Origin of the sequence: Streptomyces sp. NBC_00273, assembly GCF_036178145.1 — a bacterium.
Classification (GTDB): Bacteria; Actinomycetota; Actinomycetes; order Streptomycetales; family Streptomycetaceae; genus Streptomyces.
In genome coordinates, this window is sequence record NZ_CP108067.1 from 4,903,493 (window position 1) to 4,920,780 (window position 17,288).

The 17,288-nt window shown below is 71.6% G+C and carries 16 protein-coding genes; 5 read left to right on the forward strand and 11 right to left on the reverse strand.

All coding sequences use genetic code 11. The annotated features are described in order from the left end of the window. Window positions 1-36: 36 nt before the first annotated feature. From OG386_RS21335 to OG386_RS21365, 7 genes are all read right to left on the reverse strand, one after another. Window positions 37-450, reverse strand: coding sequence for a DUF3151 domain-containing protein (locus OG386_RS21335; protein ID WP_328789478.1), 414 nt, complete (start codon window positions 448-450; stop codon window positions 37-39). Window positions 451-928: 478 nt separating this feature from the next. Further along, window positions 929-1,960, reverse strand: coding sequence for a class II fructose-bisphosphate aldolase (gene fbaA / locus OG386_RS21340; protein WP_328789479.1), 1,032 nt, complete (start codon window positions 1,958-1,960; stop codon window positions 929-931). 368 nt (window positions 1,961-2,328) lie between these two features. Then, window positions 2,329-2,868 (reverse strand): orotate phosphoribosyltransferase, encoded by a 540-nt coding sequence (pyrE, locus tag OG386_RS21345; protein WP_328789480.1) that lies wholly within the window; start codon window positions 2,866-2,868, stop codon window positions 2,329-2,331. Window positions 2,869-2,901: 33 nt separating this feature from the next. Continuing rightward, window positions 2,902-3,690: an aldose epimerase family protein gene (locus tag OG386_RS21350; protein ID WP_328789481.1), complete on the reverse strand. Its 789-nt coding sequence runs from the start codon at window positions 3,688-3,690 to the stop codon at window positions 2,902-2,904. A gap of 33 nt (window positions 3,691-3,723) precedes the next feature. Beyond that, on the reverse strand, window positions 3,724-4,542 hold the full coding sequence (locus OG386_RS21355; RefSeq protein ID WP_328789482.1) for an SRPBCC family protein: 819 nt from the start codon (window positions 4,540-4,542) through the stop codon (window positions 3,724-3,726). A 33-nt stretch (window positions 4,543-4,575) separates the two neighbouring features. Continuing rightward, a complete protein-coding gene (locus tag OG386_RS21360; RefSeq protein WP_328789483.1) occupies window positions 4,576-6,219 on the reverse strand; it encodes a polyamine aminopropyltransferase in 1,644 nt (547 codons plus the stop codon). Window positions 6,220-6,335: 116 nt separating this feature from the next. After that, window positions 6,336-6,884, reverse strand: a complete 549-nt coding sequence (locus tag OG386_RS21365) for a DUF2617 family protein (protein ID WP_328789484.1) — start codon at window positions 6,882-6,884, stop codon at window positions 6,336-6,338. 749 nt (window positions 6,885-7,633) lie between these two features. On the opposite strand from OG386_RS21365, the gene OG386_RS21370 reads away from it, so the two are divergent. Together OG386_RS21370 and OG386_RS21375 are read left to right on the forward strand one after the other, a co-directional pair. Next, window positions 7,634-8,830: a pyridoxal phosphate-dependent aminotransferase gene (locus OG386_RS21370; protein WP_405788164.1), complete on the forward strand. Its 1,197-nt coding sequence runs from the start codon at window positions 7,634-7,636 to the stop codon at window positions 8,828-8,830. A 494-nt stretch (window positions 8,831-9,324) separates the two neighbouring features. Then, window positions 9,325-10,515, forward strand: a complete 1,191-nt coding sequence (locus OG386_RS21375; RefSeq protein ID WP_328789486.1) for a glycosyltransferase family 39 protein — start codon at window positions 9,325-9,327, stop codon at window positions 10,513-10,515. Between the two features lie 3 nt (window positions 10,516-10,518). Here OG386_RS21375 and OG386_RS21380 read toward each other — a convergent pair whose 3' ends face one another. Then, window positions 10,519-11,064 (reverse strand): YbjN domain-containing protein, encoded by a 546-nt coding sequence (locus tag OG386_RS21380; protein WP_328789487.1) that lies wholly within the window; start codon window positions 11,062-11,064, stop codon window positions 10,519-10,521. Window positions 11,065-11,191: 127 nt separating this feature from the next. Between OG386_RS21380 and OG386_RS21385 the strand changes: the two genes are divergently transcribed. After that, window positions 11,192-11,656: a hypothetical protein gene (locus OG386_RS21385; protein ID WP_328789488.1), complete on the forward strand. Its 465-nt coding sequence runs from the start codon at window positions 11,192-11,194 to the stop codon at window positions 11,654-11,656. A gap of 35 nt (window positions 11,657-11,691) precedes the next feature. Here OG386_RS21385 and clpB read toward each other — a convergent pair whose 3' ends face one another. After that, a complete protein-coding gene (clpB, locus tag OG386_RS21390; RefSeq protein WP_327384102.1) occupies window positions 11,692-14,292 on the reverse strand; it encodes an ATP-dependent chaperone ClpB in 2,601 nt (866 codons plus the stop codon). A 123-nt stretch (window positions 14,293-14,415) separates the two neighbouring features. On the opposite strand from clpB, the gene OG386_RS21395 reads away from it, so the two are divergent. Further along, the gene (locus tag OG386_RS21395) at window positions 14,416-14,829 is read left to right on the forward strand and encodes a pyridoxamine 5'-phosphate oxidase family protein (RefSeq protein WP_327384104.1); all 414 of its coding nucleotides are present in this window, start codon (window positions 14,416-14,418) and stop codon (window positions 14,827-14,829) included. Window positions 14,830-14,963: 134 nt separating this feature from the next. On the opposite strand, the gene OG386_RS21400 is transcribed toward OG386_RS21395, so the two are convergent. Further along, the gene (locus tag OG386_RS21400) at window positions 14,964-15,245 is read right to left on the reverse strand and encodes a (2Fe-2S)-binding protein (RefSeq protein WP_051880285.1); all 282 of its coding nucleotides are present in this window, start codon (window positions 15,243-15,245) and stop codon (window positions 14,964-14,966) included. A 386-nt stretch (window positions 15,246-15,631) separates the two neighbouring features. On the opposite strand from OG386_RS21400, the gene OG386_RS21405 reads away from it, so the two are divergent. Beyond that, window positions 15,632-16,708: a helix-turn-helix transcriptional regulator gene (locus OG386_RS21405; protein WP_328789489.1), complete on the forward strand. Its 1,077-nt coding sequence runs from the start codon at window positions 15,632-15,634 to the stop codon at window positions 16,706-16,708. A 106-nt stretch (window positions 16,709-16,814) separates the two neighbouring features. Here the strand turns inward: OG386_RS21405 and OG386_RS21410 are convergent, their stop codons facing one another. Next, window positions 16,815-17,288, reverse strand: a complete 474-nt coding sequence (locus OG386_RS21410; RefSeq protein ID WP_266594562.1) for a heat shock protein transcriptional repressor HspR — start codon at window positions 17,286-17,288, stop codon at window positions 16,815-16,817.

Below are 17,288 nucleotides of genomic sequence, written 5' to 3' on the forward strand. Positions count from 1 at the left end.
ACAATTTCGGTGCGTGTCACTCCCCGCCGTGCGGACTCAGGCGCTCAGCGTGTCCGCGGCCGTCGGCGACGAGTCGCGCAGGAAGGTCGAGCAGCGCTCGTACTCCTCCTTCTCGCCGATCGCCTCGGCCGCGCGGGCCAGGGCGTGCAGGGCGCGCAGGAAGCCGCGGTTCGGCTCGTGCTCCCACGGCACCGGGCCGTGGCCCTTCCATCCGGCGCGGCGCAGCGCGTCGAGGCCTCGGTGGTAGCCCGTACGGGCATAGGCGTACGACTCGACCGTGCTACCGGCGGCGAAGGCCTCGTCGGCGAGGATCGCCCAGGCGAGGGACGACGTGGGGTGCGCGGCCGCCACCTCGACGGCGGGGGTGCCGGCGGCGACGGCCTCGCGGCCGGGCTCGTCGGGCAGGTGGGTGGGGGCGGGGCCCCCGAGCAGGTTCTGGTGAATGGACATGCCCCCAGTCTGCCGGGTGCGGTGGCCCGCAAAACCCGCTGTCCCCTCGCTGTCCCCTCGCTCTCGCCGCCCCGCCGCGTGCGCTGGCCCGCGACCCCACGCCCCTGCCGCGTCAGGCGCATTGCCGGGTGCGGGAGCGTGGGACCCGATGTCCTTCGGCGTTGCCGCACCGCCGTGTGCGGCTCCTGCGGGGCTCTGCGGGCCCTTGAGGTGGGGAAGGGCCGGGTCAGTTCGCGGGGGCGGTCGCCCCGACCGGCTCGCGGGGCGCGGGCGGACGCGACGTCAGGGCCGGCTGCGTTGCCCGGCGGGTTCGCACGGCGCGGTCCTGCTCCACCTGCGTGCGTTCGGCCCTCATGTTCAGACCATCGTGCGGTCACCGTCCACCGCCGCCACCCCTGCCGGGGAGGGGAACGCCGCAGGGCCCGGCCCCCGTCGTGGGACGGGGGCCGGGCCCTGCGGTGCGGCTCGCTGTGGGCGACTACTTCAGCTTGGTGCCGGTGGAGCGCAGGTTCGCGCACGCCTCGGCAACGCGCGCGGCCATGCCCGCCTCGGCGGCCTTGCCCCAGGTGCGGGGGTCGTACTTCGACTTCGTGCCGACCTCGCCGTCGACCTTCAGCACACCGGCGTAGTTGCTGAACATGTGGTCCACGACCGGGCGGGTGAAGGCGTACTGGGTGTCGGTGTCGAGGTTCATCTTCACGACGCCGTTCTCCAGCGCGGTGGCGATCTCCTCGGCCGTGGAGCCCGAACCACCGTGGAAGACGAAGTCGAACGGCTGGTTTCCGGCAGCCGTGCCGTACTTCTCGGCGACACCGGCCTGGAGGTCCTTGAGGAGCTCGGGGCGCAGGACGACGTTGCCCGGCTTGTAGACGCCGTGGACGTTGCCGAACGAGGCGGCCAGCAGGTAGCGGCCCTTCTCGCCCAGGCCGAGGGCCTCGGCGGTGCGGATCGCGTCGTCGACGGTGGTGTAGAGCTCGTCGTTGATCTCGTGGCTGACGCCGTCCTCCTCGCCGCCGGTCGGGGTGATCTCGACCTCAAGGATGATCTTGGCGGCGACGGCCTTGGCGAGCAGCTCCTGGCCGATGGCCAGGTTGTCGGCCAGGGTCTCGGCGGAGCCGTCCCACATGTGCGACTGGAAGAGCGGGTTCAGACCGCGGGCCACGCGCTCGGCGGAGATGTCGAGCAGCGGACGTACGTAGCCGTCCAGCTTGTCCTTCGGGCAGTGGTCCGTGTGCAGGGCGACCGTGATGTCGTACTTGGCGGCCACGATGTGCGCGAACTCGGCCAGGGCGACAGCGCCGGTGACCATGTCCTTGTTGTGCTGGCCACCCAGGAACTCCGCACCACCGGTGGAGATCTGGATGATGCCGTCGCTCTCGGCCTCCGCGAAGCCGCGCAGGGCAGCGTGCAGGGTCTGGGAAGAGGTCACGTTGATGGCCGGGTAGGCGAACTTGCCTGCCTTCGCCCGGTCGAGCATCTCGTTGTAGACCTCGGGGGTTGCGATGGGCATCTGCCGGCTCCTTGGGTGTGCGGGGAGTGTGCTTCTTGCGGGCCCTGACCTGGGGGCGACGTCATCGTCGCGCCTATCTTTCCAGACTCAGCGCAGGGGTCCAGACTGCCGGTCTCACGTGGTGGGCGAACGGCCCGGGATGTTTCACGTGAAACACCCCGGGCGCCCGGGAAAGGGCAGGTCAGGCCGGCCCGAGGGGCGGCCGAGGACCATCGTCACCAGTTCTCGCGGTGGCCGGACGAGGCTGGACCGGAGCTGACCCGCGGCGGGCTCGGGGCCGGCTAGGGGCCGGTTAGGGGCCCGACCGAGGCACTCCCCTGTCCCCCACCGGAACCGGGGCCGGGGCCGGGGCCGGCTAGGGGCCGGGCCTAGGACAGGCCGAGGTCCTCGAGGAGGTATCCGGTGAGGTAGGGCAGGCCGGCCGCGGCGATCGCGTCGGCCGCGCCGCGGTCGACGATCGTGGCGACGGCGACGACCTCGCCGCCGGCCTCGCGGACCGCCTCGACGGCGGTCAGCGGGGAACCGCCGGTGGTCGAGGTGTCCTCGACCACCAGGCAGCGCTTGCCCTTCACGTCGGTGCCCTCGATGCGGCGCTGCATGCCGTGGGCCTTCTGCGCCTTGCGGACGACGAAGGCGTCCAGGCGCTCGCCGCGCGCCGCGGAGGCGTGCAGCATCGAGGTCGCGACCGGGTCGGCGCCCAAGGTCAGACCGCCGACGCAGTCGAAGTCGAGGTCGGCCGTGAGGTCGAGCATGACCTGGCCGACCAGCGGGGCCGCCTCGCCGTCGAGGGTGATCCGGCGGAGGTCGATGTAGTAATCGGCCTCGAGACCGGAGGAGAGGGTCACCTTGCCGTGCACGACGGCCTTGTCCTTGATCTGCTGCAGAAGCGCATCGCGTACGTCACTCATGCCCCTGAGCTTAGAGGGGGGCGAGAAGCGGACCTAGCCGAGCCGGCGCCACGTCCAGGTGGTGGAGACCTCCAGCGGATCCACCGGGGTGACCAGGCGCGGGAGGGTGTTCAGCCCGTTCGGCGGACCCGACTGGGGCTCGACGCACACGGCCTCGGGCTCCTCGTCGTAGATGACCACCCATTCGGCCCGACTGGTGACCCGCAGTGCGAGGGCGCCGGGCCAGGTGAGGGTGACGTCGACGCCGTGGGGCATGCCGAAGCAGTCGTCCCAGGGGCGGGGCTTCGGGTCGATGCGGTTGCCGGTGGGGATGTGGTCGGCGCCGCGCTCCTCCTGCCACGCGGGGTCGAAGGAGACCTCCGCGTCCGGGCCGCCGGCCCCGAGGTTGCGCAGGAACCAGGGGTGCCAACCGACCTGGGCCGGGAAGGAGTCCCCGTACGTCTCGACGCCCATCGTGAGGGTCAGCGAGTCCTCGGTGAGCGTGACGACCTGGGTCACCCGGCCGGGGTACGGCCACGGGTCGGCGAGGTCGTAGGCGAAGGCGGCCTCGGTGGCGGTGGCCCCGGCCGGGCGCCAGGGCGCGTCGCGGCCGAAGCCGTGCAGAGCGTGCGGTGGGTGGTTGAGCGGCATCTGATGGACGGTCGCGCCGTCGCGGAACTGCCCGTTCGCCGTCCGGCCGCACCAGGGGACCATCGGGAAGGCCCCGAACCTCGACCCCTGGCGCAGCAGTTCCGTTCCGTCGATGCGCAGGCTGCTGATCCGGCAGCCGTTCTGCTGGTCGACCGTCACCTCGGCGCCGCCGGCGCTCAGTTGCGTACTCATGCGGTCGACCCTAATGCGGTCCGGGCCCGCTGATCAGCGACGGCGCCGCAGGGCTCGGCCGATGACGACCGCCGAGGCGAGCGCGAAGGCGGCGGCGGGGGCGATCCAGCGCAGGCTGTCACCGGCGGAGGCGGAGGCGGGCGCGGGGACCGGGGCGTACCGGCCGCGCGGCGGAGCGTGATCCACCTCCTCAGCACTGCGGCCGATCATGGTGCGGCGGGCGTGCGCGGCCTCGGCCGGGGGCCGCGGGGCTCCGTCGGAGCCCTCGAACCGGCCGGCGAGGAAGGGGTCCAGGGACGACGGCGGTACGTCGGTCTCGAAGAGGGAGGCCGTGACCTCGGTGCTGTCGTCCTCGACGAACCCGGGGCCCGCTCCGCCCTCCGCTTCCTCGGCTTCGGCCACCGGGTCGCCCACGGCGTCGGGTGCGGAGCCGATGGTCAGCAGGCCGGCGGCCCGGTCCAGCAGCCGCCGCACGGCGGTGGTCGTGGCCTCGGGCGGGAAGGCGGCGGCGCGCCCGTCGGCGGTGGTCTCGGTGGTGAAGTCCAGCCGGGTCCCGTCCGGGACCGGGATCAGTCGCAGGTCGAGGGCGAACTTCACGGTCCCGCTGCCCCGGGCCTCCGTGCCCTCGCCCACGAAGGCGAAGTGCCCGGGGTCGCGCTCGGTGACGGTCAGGGCGCCCCGGTAGGTCACGGTGCTCCCGCCGACGCGGACCTTCAGCCGGCCCGAGACCGGCCCGGCATCGGTGTCGGCGTCCTGCTGGAGTCCCGGCACGCACCGGGCCACCCGGGCGGGGTCGCGCAGCACGGCGCGGAGATGGTCTGCCGGTACCGGAACGAACACCTGATGCTCCATGTGGACGAGCCTACCGACGAGACCCGCACCGGGTCACGAATACCGCGGGTGCGGCAGCGTCGACGGCGGCAGTCCGGGCACCCGGGTGCGTTCCGCGTCCCGTGCGGCGTCCTGCAGGGAGCGGGTCGACAGCGAGCGCAGCGCGGGCGTGTCGCGGTCCATCCGCAGGGGCGGGTCCTGGTCCTTGGCGGCCAGGACGAAGCCCCAGTCCTGCGGCGGCGCGTCGCTCTCGCCGAGCGGGGTGCGGTCGGGTCCGGCGGCGAAGCCCGTGAGGCGGCCGCCCGCGCTGTAGGGGGTGGTGCGCAGGCCGGCCGCGCGCAGGGTGGAGTCGACGGTCCAGTACGCGCGCGGACGCGTGGCCAGCGGTCCGGCGTGCACGGCCATGCGGCCCCCTGGGCGCAGGGCCCGCGCGGCCAGCCCGTAGAACTCCTGCGAGTACAGCTTCGTGCTGGGGGTGATGCCCGGGTCGGGGAGGTCGGAGACGATGACGTCGAAGCGGTCGTCGGCGGCCGGCCCCCGCAGCCAGCGGAAGGCGTCCTGGGTGACGACGGCGAGCCGCGGGTCCTCGTACACCCGGGCGTTGAGCGCGGAGAGCATCGGATCGGTGCGGGCGAGGCGGACCACGCCGGGATCGAGTTCGACGACGGTGACGGAGGAGACGTCCCGGTAGCGGAGCACCTCGCGCGCGGCGAGCCCGTCGCCGCCGCCGAGGACCAGGACGCGGGCGTGCGGACCGGTCATCGCGGGGTGGACCAGGGCCTCGTGGTAGCGGTACTCGTCGTAGCCGCTGACCCGCAGCCGCCCGTCCAGGTAGAGGTCGAGGGAGCGCGGGGAACCCGTCCGCGGCCCCGTGAGCACCAGCTCCTGCACCCCGGTCTGGACGGCGACCCGCACCTCCCCGCCGTAGACGGCGTGCCGGGCGGTCCGCTCGAAGTCGTCGGCGAGGACGGTGGCGGAGGCGAGCACGGCCAGTACGGTCACGTTCGCGCCGATCAGCAGCCAGCGGCAGCGCCGGCTCAGGTCCCGGCGGAACAGCCACAGGACCAGCCCGCCGCCGACGATCACGTTGACGGTGCCGGTGACCATGGCGCCGGTGAGCTGGCCGAGCACCGGGAGCAGCAGGAAGGGGAAGGCGAGGCCGCCGACGAGGGCGCCCACGTAGTCGGCGGCGAACAGGTCGGCGACGGCCCCGCCCGCGTCCTGCCGGCGGATGCGCTGGATGAGGACCATCAGCAGCGGGATCTCCGCGCCGATGAGCACCCCGATGGCGAAGGAGAAGGTGACGAGCGCGGGGCGGGACTCCCCCAGCCAGGCGAAGCTCGCGTACAACGCTATGGCCGACAGCCCGCCGAGGAGGGCCAGCCCGGCCTCGATGGCGCCGAAACCGAAGGCGGGCCGGTGGCGGAAGCGCTTGGCGAGCAGGGAGCCGACGCCCATGGCGAAGACCATGACGGACAGTACGACCGACGCCTGGGTGACGGAGTCGCCGATGAGGTAGGTGCCGAGGGCGAGCAGCTCCAGCTCGTACACGAGCCCGCAGGCGGCGCAGACGAACACGGTGGCCAGGACGAGGAGTCGGCCGGTCCGGGGCCGTACGGGCAGGGCCGCCGGGGCGGTCGCGGCGCCCCGAGGATCCGGAGCCGGGAGGACCCGGCGCGGGACGGAACGGTCGATCATGAAGCGAACCGTACGTCACCTCCCACCCACATCCGGTCACCCACATGGGTGTAACTGGCGTACTGATCCGGCCAGTTGGCGTAACCATGGCGGGATAATCGCGCCCCCGGCGCCCGCTACGTCAGCGCGGGCGATTCCAGGGCCGCCGCCGCGGGCGCCCCGACCCGCACCCCGACCCGCGTCCGGGTGGCCACCAGCTGACCCTCCTGCGGGTACGCGTGCCAGGTCCGCCAGCGCACCTGACCCTCGTAGCGCTGCGCGAGCATGGCGGTGAAGGCGTGCGGGCTTCCGGGAAAGGTCCCCGCTAGTCCGTTCGGGTGGTCCGCCACCAGTGCGAGCAACTCCTGGGCCCGCCCGGCGAAGGAGCCGCGGGAGAGGGTCTCGACCCGCGCGGCGAACTCGTACTCCCAGTCGCCCACCCGCTTGGCCACGCCGAGCGGCAGCGGCGTACTACTGCCGGGCATACAGGCGACGGTCTCCGAGCAGAGCACCTCCCCCTCCTCCAGGAGCACCTGGTGGGACGCCCCGAGCAGGCGCAACTCCACCTTCGCCCCCGAAAGTTCGAGGTTCAGTACGGCCAGGGCGGGCAACCGGTCCCGACCCAGGGCCCAGGCGAGATCGGCGGCACGCGTGTCGGTGTATGAGGTCTGGAGGGTCGTGAGCATGAGTCGGCTCCGCAAACGCGCGAGGGAGATGGGCCGGGGCCCGCCAGCGGTAGCAAGCACGGGTGGGGGGAAACCGGCACGGGTCCACAGGAAGTCCAGGGAGGTCCGAGGACTGGTCTACTCAACCGAGGGAATCATGAAAGGCACGGCACTCACAGCGTTTTTACCCAACTTGACGGGGTTTACATCCCCCCGGGGGCTTCGCAGTTCACGTGTTCAAGAAGTTGCGTCCCGCGCGTCGTCATGCATCGGCGAACAAGAGGGCGCCGGACGGTAGTCGGACCGCCGAACGCCCTCGTCCGCGCAGTGCCGCACGGGTGTTTCGCAGGGTGTTTCGCAGGGGTGTTTCGCAAGTACCGGGCCGAGGCCTCGCGCTGCCCCGTGTCAGCTGGAACCGCCACCGCACCCGCCGCCCCCACCGCACGAGGAGGACGAGCCCCCGCACGACGAGGAGGATCCGCAGCCGCCCCCCGAAGAGCCGCCGTCCCCCGTCCACCAGCTGCTGTGGCCGTGCCCGCCACGGCGGCGCCGGGACGAGCCCCGCCCCGTGGACGAGCGGACCATCTTGGTCAGGAAGTACGCCGCGACGAAGAGCACGATCACAACGAAGACGAACCCCATGTCCGCCACCTCTCTCACACCCCGGTCGTCCCGGGGGAGCGGGATCCCCGCGTCCCGCGTGAAGGGGGAATGCCCCCGGGCCGCGCGACCCAAAGCACACTTGAGGAAGTCCAGAGGTTGCCCCCAGGATGACGACCATGAGCACACCCGTGAGCAGCGACCGCCCCTTCCTGAACCGCCGCCTGGCGGCCTTCGGCACGACGATCTTCGCGGAGATGTCGGCGCTGGCCACGCGCACCGGTTCGATCAACCTCGGCCAGGGCTTCCCCGACACCGACGGCCCGGCGCAGATCGCCGAGGCGGCCTCCCGCGCGGTCCTCACGGGACTCGGCAACCAGTACCCGCCGGGCCCGGGCGTCCCGGAGCTGCGCACCGCGATCGCCGCGCACCAGCAGCGCTTCTACGGGCTCGACCACGACCCCGACACCGAGGTCCTCGTCACGGCGGGCGCCACGGAAGCCATCGCCGCCTCCCTCCTCGCCCTCCTGGAGCCGGGCGACGAGGTCATCGCCCTGGAGCCGTACTACGACTCGTACGCGGCCTGCATCGCCATGGCCGGTGCGGTGCGCGTCCCCGTCACCCTGCGCCCGCACGCCGGAGCCTTCGCCCTCGACCTGGACGAACTGCGCGCCGCCGTCACCCCGCGCACCCGCCTGCTGCTCCTGAACACCCCGCACAACCCGACGGGCACCGTCCTGACGCCGGCCGAGCTCACGGCGATCGCCGAGCTGGCGGTCGAGCGCGACCTGCTGGTCGTCACGGACGAGGTGTACGAGCACCTGGTCTTCGAGGGCGCCCACACCCCCCTGGCGAGCTTCCCGGGCATGCGCGAGCGCACGGTCACCATCTCCTCGGCCGGGAAGACCTTCTCGTTCACGGGCTGGAAGGTCGGCTGGGTGACCGCGCCCGCCGAGCTGATCACGGCGGTGCGTTCGGCGAAGCAGTTCCTGACGTACGTCTCCTCGGGCCCCTTCCAGTACGCGATCGCCGAGGCCCTCGCCCTGCCCGACAGCTACTACGACGCCTTCCGCGCCGACCTGGCCGCCAAGCGCGACGTCCTCGCCGACGGCCTCGCGGCGGCCGGCTTCGAGGTCTTCCGCCCGCAGGGCACGTACTTCATCACCACCGACATCACCCCGCTCGGCGAGAAGGACGGCCTCGCCTTCTGCCGCGCCCTCCCGGAACGCTGCGGCGTGGTCGCCATCCCGAACCAGGTCTTCTACGACGACAAGGACGCGGGCAGGACCCAGGTCCGCTGGGCCTTCTGCAAGCGGACGGCGGTTCTGCAGGAGGCGGTGGACCGCCTCGGTCGGCTGGCTCGCTGAGCGCGAGCCGGATGGATGTGCGGGCATGGGCCCGGTCTTCCAGCCGAGCCTGTGCCGCACGGGAGCTACGAGCTACTCGGTGTCCTTGGGATGCCGAGTGGACGCGTAGACCAGAACGACGGTCGCCGTTTCCGGGCTGACCGAATAGCGCACGCGGCCGCCACTCGTGACTTCGAACTCCCACTGCTCCAGCGCGGATCCCTTCCACTCCTTGGTGGCGAGCCTCCCGCACAGCTGGTGCTGACGGTTCCAGCTGCCACGCGACAGGAGGGGCCTGTCGGTGGGGCCGGATCGGGGGGCCGCGAGGGCGTCCGGATCGGCACGAAGCCCCGGGCTCCCGCCCCGGCGATCCCTTTCGGACGGGCCGTTCCGACTCCGGTCACCCCGCGTCCTTGCGGGGTTGTAGGGCCGGTGTGAAGCTGTGCGTCGTGCAAGTGCCCGAAGCCCTCACCGCCGGGTGAGCGGAACCACCGCGAGCTGGAAAGTCGGGATTCATGGCAACGGGCAGAGCGGCCGTGTCCGCGTCGCCGCTGGAGATGCGCGCGGTCCGGGCCGTGCGGTCGGCCGCGCCGACCACCGTGATCGCGCTCGGGGTGTTCGCCGCCGTGCGCGGGGCCGGGGTGCTGGTGCTCGGCCTCGGCGCCTGGTGGGCCGGGCGGGACCCGCTGAAGGTGCTCGGCAGGTCCTGGGACTCGGACTGGTACCTCCGGATCGCCGCCCACGGCTACGGGCGGACCCTGATGTGGCCCGAGGCCACCACCGGGACCGGGCCCGTCCAGAGCGACTACGCCTTCTTCCCGCTCTACCCCACCCTGATACGGCTGGTCTCCGAGATACTGCCCGGCGGCATGGTCCCCGCCGCCCTCCTCGTCGCGTGGGTCTCCGCCGCCGTGGCCGCCCTCGGGATCTACCGGGTCGGTGAGCAGGTGATCGGCCCGCGCGCCGGGCTGCTGCTCGTGGGGTTGTGGGCGGCGCTCCCGCACGCCGTGGTGCTCACCCTCGCCTACACCGAGGCCCTGCTGGCCGCCTTCGCCGCCTGGGCGCTGTACGCCCTGCTGCGCGACCGCTGGCTGTGGGCCGCCGGCCTCGCCGTACTGGCCGGACTGACCCGGCCCACCGGGCTGGCCGTCGCGGCCGCCGTCTCGGCCACGGCCCTGTACGCGATCGTCGTACGAAGATCCCGGGCACCCGAGGTGTGGCTGGCCGGGCTGGTGGCGCCGGCGGGCTGGGCGGCGTACGTCCTGGCCGTCGGGGTGAAGGTGAGCAACCCCTTCGGCGGCTACTTCGCCGTGCAGCGGGGCTGGGGCTCCCGCTTCGACTTCGGCGTCGGGGCGCTGCGCTCCGCCGAGCGGGTGCTGACCGGCGCATCCGTGCCGCTCGCCACCACCGTGACGGTGGTCCTGCTGGCCGTGGCCGGGCTGCTGGCAGTCCTGCTGGTCCTGGACCGCACCCCGCTGGCGCTGCTCGCCTACACCGCGATCCTGCTGGTCATCGGCTTCGGCGGGGCCGGTTTCTTCGAGTCCAAGCCGCGCTTCCTGCTGCCGGCCTTCCCGCTGCTCCTGCCGTTGGCCGCCGTCATGGCGAAAGCCCGGCCGCGCACCGCGGTCATGGTGACCTCGGTGGTGGCCGGGCTCGGTTACGGCTACGGGCTGTACCTGCTGCTGATCGCCCGCGTACCGCTGTAACGGCTAGCTGTCGGCGTCGCCGTTGCTGTCGTCGTCGCCGTCGGTGGAGTCGATTTCCTGCTCCAGGCCGAGCTGCTCGACGAGCCACTTGTCGAACTCGATGGACGCGCGGACCCAGCTGACCGTGGAGGACACGAAGTGCTCCAGGTTGACGCCGGTGCCGATCAGCATCTGCGCCTCACCGATCAGGCGGACCGAGCCGTCGTCGTGGGTGTGGCTGTAGACCTTCGGCCACAGGGTGCGGCGGTTCCAGTCGTCGATCGACTCGAGAAGCTGCGGCTTCTCGTCGATCTTGTGCGGACGGTCGTAGAAGGTCCGCACCGAGAAGACCTGCTGCTCGTCCTCGCCGCGGAACATGAAGTACGTGCGGAACTCCTCCCACGGCGCCGCGAGGTCACCCTCGTCGTCGACGACGTACTTGAGCTCCATCTGCTCCAGCAGCTGCTTGACCAGATCCTGGTCGGGGACGACGGGGCCCGCCGGTCCTGTGGCCTGCGGATCGGGCTGCTGCCCTCCGAAGTTCGGAATCGAGGCCGGGTCGATGCTCACCGTGTTTTCCCTTCGTGCGGATACCTGCATCCTCCCCCATCGCGCCCACCTTGTGTCCAGCCCCGCACGTACGATCCGCTCCGGGCGGAACGAGTAAGAACCAAGTAAGAACCAGGTAAGGGGGCACATGGCCCTGCGCAGTACGTTCAAGCTGGTCCTGGGACTGTCGCTGGCCGTCGGCGTCGCCGTGTGCGCCGGGGTCCTGTGGCAGGCCGGGGGTGATCCGGGCGACGAGGGCGGCCCCCGGGGGACGGCCGACTGCGCGGAGGTCATGGCGTTCGCCCGGATGGCCCCGCCGGCCGGCTGGCGGGACGGGAGGTGCGACCGGACCGAGGCGGCGGACGGCCGCACGACGGTCCTGGGCACCTTCCGCATGGAGCACGCCGACGTCGAGGCGTGGGTCGCGTCCTTCCCGAAGGCACCGGAGCAGGTCGGCTGCCCCGGTCCGCGGCCGGACAACTACGACCCGGAGAGCGAGGGGTGCTTCGCCCTCGCCCACGACGGGCCGCAGCCCGGCCGGGCGGCCGGGCTGCGACTGCGGATCACCCCGGAGGTCGGGACGACCGCGAAGGTCCGCTTCGACGCGTCCTGAGGCGGTCCGGAGGCGACACCGGGCGGCCGGCCCGCTCAGAGGGCCTTGCCGACCAGCAGGTCCTCGCCCGCAACGTCGACCCGTACGGTGTCGCCGTCCCGGACCTCGCCGGAGAGGATCTCCTTGGCCAGGCGGTCGCCGATCGCCGTCTGGATCAGGCGGCGCAGCGGCCGGGCGCCGTACGCCGGGTCGTTGCCCTTCTCGGCCAGCCAGGCCAGCGCCTCGGGCGTGACGTCCAGGGTGAGGCGGCGGTCGGCCAGGCGCCGGGCCAGGCGGCCGATCTGGAGCTGCGCGATGTGCGCGAGCTCGTCCTGGGTCAGTGCGGAGAAGACCACCAGGTCGTCCAGGCGGTTGAGGAACTCCGGCTTGAAGGAGGCCCGCACCACGTCCAGGACCTGCTGCTTCTTCTGCTCCGGCGGGGTCAGCGGATCCACCAGGAACTGGCTGCCCAGGTTCGAGGTCAGGATCAGGATGGCGTTGCGGAAGTCCACGGTCCGGCCCTGGCCGTCCGTGAGCCGGCCGTCGTCCAGGACCTGGAGCAGGACGTCGAAGACCTCGGGGTGGGCCTTCTCCACCTCGTCCAGGAGCACCACGCTGTACGGGCGGCGGCGCACGGCCTCGGTGAGCTGGCCGCCCTCCTCGTAGCCGACGTAGCCGGGCGGGGCACCGACGAGACGGGCCACGCTGTGCTTCTCGCCGTACTCCGACATGTCGATGCGGACCATGGCCCGCTCGTCGTCGAAGAGGAAGTCCGCGAGCGCCTTGGCCAGCTCCGTCTTGCCCACGCCCGTCGGGCCGAGGAAGAGGAAGGAGCCGGTCGGGCGGTCCGGGTCGGCGATGCCGGCCCGGGTGCGGCGCACGGCGTCGGAGACGGCCCGTACGGCCTCGCCCTGGCCGATCAGCCGGCGGCCCAGCTCGTCCTCCATGCGCAGCAGCTTCTGGGTCTCGCCCTCCAGCAGGCGGCCGGCCGGGATGCCTGTCCAGGCGCCCACCACGTCGGCGATGTCGTCGGGGCCGACCTCGTCCTTGACCATCGAGTCCTTGGAGTGTCCGGTCTTGGAGGCCTCCGCCTCCTCCTCGGTGGCCTCCGCCAGCTCGCGCTCCAGGGTCGGGATCTCCCCGTAGAGCAGCTTGGAGGCGGTGTCGAAGTCGCCGTCGCGCTGGGCGCGCTCGGCCTGCCCGCGCAGGTCGTCCAGGCGCTCCTTGAGCTCACCGACCCGGTTGAGGGACTGCTTCTCCTTCTCCCAGCGGGCGGTCAGCCCGCGCAGCTCCTCCTCCCGGTCCGCGAGGTCCTTGCGGATCTTCTCCAGGCGCTCGATCGAGGCCGGGTCGGACTCGTTCTTCAGGGCCAGCTCCTCCATCCGCAGGCGGTCCACGGAGCGCTGGAGCTCGTCGATCTCCAGCGGGGAGGAGTCGATCTCCATGCGCAGCCGGGACGCAGCCTCGTCGACGAGGTCGATGGCCTTGTCGGGGAGGAACCGGGAGGTGATGTACCGGTCGGAGAGGGTCGCGGCGGCCACCAGCGCGCTGTCGTTGATGACGACCTTGTGGTGGGCCTCGTAGCGGCCCTTGAGCCCGCGCAGGATCGCGATCGTGTCCTCGACGGACGGCTCGGCGACCAGCACCTGCTGGAAGCGCCGCTCCAGCGCCGGGTCCTTCTCGATGCGCTCGCGGTACTCGTCGAGCGTGGTCGCGCCGACCATCCGCAGCTCGCCGCGGGCCAGCATGGGCTTGAGCATGTTGCCCGCGTCCATGGCGGAGTCGCCGCCGGCGCCCGCGCCGACGACCGTGTGCAGCTCGTCGATGAAGGTGATGATCTGGCCGTCGCTCGACTTGATCTCGGCCAGTACGGTCTTCAGCCGCTCCTCGAACTCGCCGCGGTACTTGGCGCCGGCGACCATCGCGCCGAGGTCCAGGGAGACGAGGCGCTTGTTCTTCAGGGACTCGGGGACGTCGCCCTTGACGATGCGCTGGGCCAGGCCCTCGACGACGGCGGTCTTGCCGACGCCGGGCTCGCCGATGAGCACCGGGTTGTTCTTCGTCCGGCGCGAGAGCACCTGGACGACGCGCCGGATCTCCTGGTCACGGCCGATGACCGGGTCGAGCTTGCCCTCACGCGCGGCTGCCGTGAAGTCGGTGCCGAACTTCTCCAGGGCCTTGTACTGGCCCTCGGGATCGGGGGTGGTCACCCGCCGTCCTCCTCGTGCGTTCTCGAAGGCGTCGAGCAGCTTCTTGGCCGTCGCGCCCTGGGTGGAAAGGACCTCGCCGGCCGCGCCGCCCTTGGCGGCGACGGCGATGAGGAGGTGTTCGGTGGAGAGGTAGTCGTCGCCGAGCTTGCCGGCCTCCGCGTCCGCCTCGGCGAGTACGGCGAGCAGGTCGCGGGTGGGCTGCGGGGGCGCGACGGTGGAGCCGGTGACGCTGGGCAGGGCGGCGAGCAGCCGCTCGGCCCCGGCCCGGACGGCGGCCTGGTCGGCGTCGGTGGCGACCAGCAGGTCGATGACGTTCTCGTTGTCCTCGCCCGCGAGCAGGGCCAGCAGCAGGTGCGCGGGGGTCAGATCCGCATGACCGTCCTTGACGGCCCTGCTGGTGGCCGCGTTCAGCGCATCCCGGCTCTTGTTGGTCAGTTCGGCGTCCACTGCGTCTTCTCCTCTCCCCGAGGGGTAGCTCCCACAACAACACTGACAGGGTCAGCGTACGCAAAGTTGAGTCTATTCCACTCAAGGCAGGTGGGGACAGCGTTCCCCCGTACCCTTCGGGCCATGTCCCATGACGTACTCAACCCGACGCCCGAGTACCTCGCCTTCTGGCGGGAGCGGCACGTCTGCACCCTGACCACCCCGCGCCCCGACGGCACGCCCCACGTGGTGCCGGTGGGGGTGACATACGACCCGGAGGCCGGCCTGGCCCGGGTGATCAGCAACCGGCACAGCAAGAAGGTGCGCAACGTCCTGGCGGCGCAGGAGGCGCAGCCGCAGGGCGCGCGGGTCGCGGTCTGCCAGATGGAGGGGCGCCGCTGGGCCACGCTGGAGGGCCGCGCGGTGATCCGCACGGACGAGGCGTCGGTCGCCGACGCGGTGGCGCGCTACGCGGAGCGCTACGGGCGCACGCCGTCGCCCAATCCCGACCGGGTCGTCATGGAGATCACCCTGGACCGGGCCATGGGGCGCGCGTAAGCCGTTGATTCTTCATCTTGTCCGGTTCAGGCACTGGACGCGGACATCACAACGGCGCCATCGTGGTCAGGTCCACGATGGCGCCGTTGTGTGGGGGTAGCGCCTGAGCGATCTGGAACGGCGGGGGAATCGCTTCAGGCACTGCGGGGGGTGGCGGTGGTGATATCGGGTTCGAAGAGCTGGTGGTCGCGCTGATCGAGATTGACGAAGACCATTCCGTAGCGCACCTCGCAGCGGACGGGCTGCGGCGCGCCCCGCGGGCGACGCAGGCACCGGTAGGCACGTACGTCCTCGTCCTCCTCGCGCACGACGACGATCGGTTGGCCGAACAGGGTGACCATCACCGAGTCGCCAGGGCGGGGGATGGCCGTGGCGAGATCGATGAACTGCCAACCCGAACGGTAGGCGGAGGCCATTTCGCGGCGGAAGCCGCGATCGTCGGGGGTCACGCGGACACCGTCACAGGCGCATCGGTCCAACCCGTATCGCCGTTTCCGCCCAGCTGGCCACTGGTCCAGCCGGTGTCCGCGTACTTACCCGCGGGCGCCGTGGTCCAGCCGGTGTCGTCGGTGCTCGTCAGGCTCGTGCCCTGACCGTCCCTAGCGCTCCCCGCGTCACTTTCGACGGCGCTGACTGCCCCAAATACCGCAACGGCGGAGAAAACTATGGCAAGCACCGAGCGAAGCATTCTCTTGTACATGGTCGGCTTCGTCCTCACTTGATGGAATCCTCTCCCCCGCGTGACAGACGATGGCTCATTCAGGCACGTCAATGCCACAGGGACGATGCATCATGTTCTTGCATGTTCAGGACCCTGGGGGGTGGAGATTTGACGCGAAACGAGACAAAAGCGACACATCCCCACCCTGTGACGTCCATGTGCACCGAGGGGACACGGCTCTACGCGACCGCACTGAGCACCGGCCGGATCGCCCGGGGCGAGATCCAGAACGCCCCCTGCCTGCTTGAATTCGCTCTTCTACAGCCCGACCCGGATGACGCGAACCAGCTCCGCCCGGTTCCGCCGTCCGTAGCTCTGGCTCAACGGCTCCATCCGATTGAACGCGAGATCCAGGACCGCCGGCGCAGCGCTGTAGATCTCACCGACACTTTCGAGCCTTTCCTGGCCATCAGCGCACAGAGCCCGGCCAACACCCACGCCATCACGGTGCTGGAGGGTTTCGAACAGATCAACGCCGCGCTGAACCTCGCGACGGCCGAATGTCACACCGAGGTGTTGACGGTCCAGCCCGGCGGCGCACGGCCTTCCCTGGCCCTCACCCAAGCCCTGGAACGCGACCAGCCGTTGATCGACCGCGGGGTCAGCATACGGACCCTGTACCAACACACCGCACGGCACAGCCAGGGCACGCTCGCCTATGTGGAGCGGATCTCGACGGGCAAGGTGGAGATCCGCACGCTGGAGGAGCTGATCGAACGCCTGATCATCTTCGACCGCACGGTGGCCTTCATCCCGGTGAGCGACGACCGCCGGGTCGCCCTGGAACTGCGCCACCCGGGCCTGGTCGACTACCTCATCAAGGTCTTCGAGCAGCTGTGGCACCGCGCCGTGCCCCTCCAGGAGGAGGTGACGTACCGCAGCACCCCCGGCGGGATAACGGGCGTGCAGCGGACCATCGCCCAGCTCCTGATCGAGGGCCACGTCGACGAGGCCATCGCGCGCCGCCTCGGCATGAACGTCCGCACCTGCCGGGCGCACATCGCCAAGCTCGCCACCACCCTCGGCAGCGGCAGCCGCGCGCAGCTCGGCTACCTCATCGCCCGGTCCGGCATCCTGGGCCGCCCCTCGGACCCCGAACAGGACTGCGAGGGCCACCCGGACCACGAGGACCTCGACCCGGACCGGGAAGGGCTCTGAGCCGTCCGGTGGCGTTGCCGTAGCCGGTGGTGCCGCCCTGGAACGAGAAGGCCCCGCCGAATGATTCCGGGCGGGGCCTTCTCGTGTCCGTGTGCGCGGACCGCCGTCAGTCCATCGGGCGCTTCGGCGTCGGGCGCCAGACGACCAGGGCGCTGCCCGGCTGCGGGGGGCTGTACGGGACCAGGTCGCGCCGGTACGAGGCGTGGACCTGGGCCTCGCGCTGCTGGAGGACCGCCGCGGCACCGTCCACCGCGGCCGAGAGCTCGGCCACGCGCTGCTGGAGCGCGGCGACCTGGTTCTCCAGTTCGATGATGCGCTTGATGCCCGCCAGGTTGATGCCCTCGTCCTGCGACAGCGCCTGCACCGTACGGAGCAGTTCGATGTCACGGGCCGAGTAGCGCCGGCCGCGGCCGGCCGTACGGTCCGGGGAGACCAGGCCGAGACGGTCGTACTGGCGGAGGGTCTGCGGATGCAGACCGGAGAGCTGGGCGGCAACCGAGATCACGTAGACCGGGGTCTCGTCGGTGAGTTGGTAAGCACCGCTTCCCAGACGGGAAGACTGTCGTCGGCGGCCGTCCAT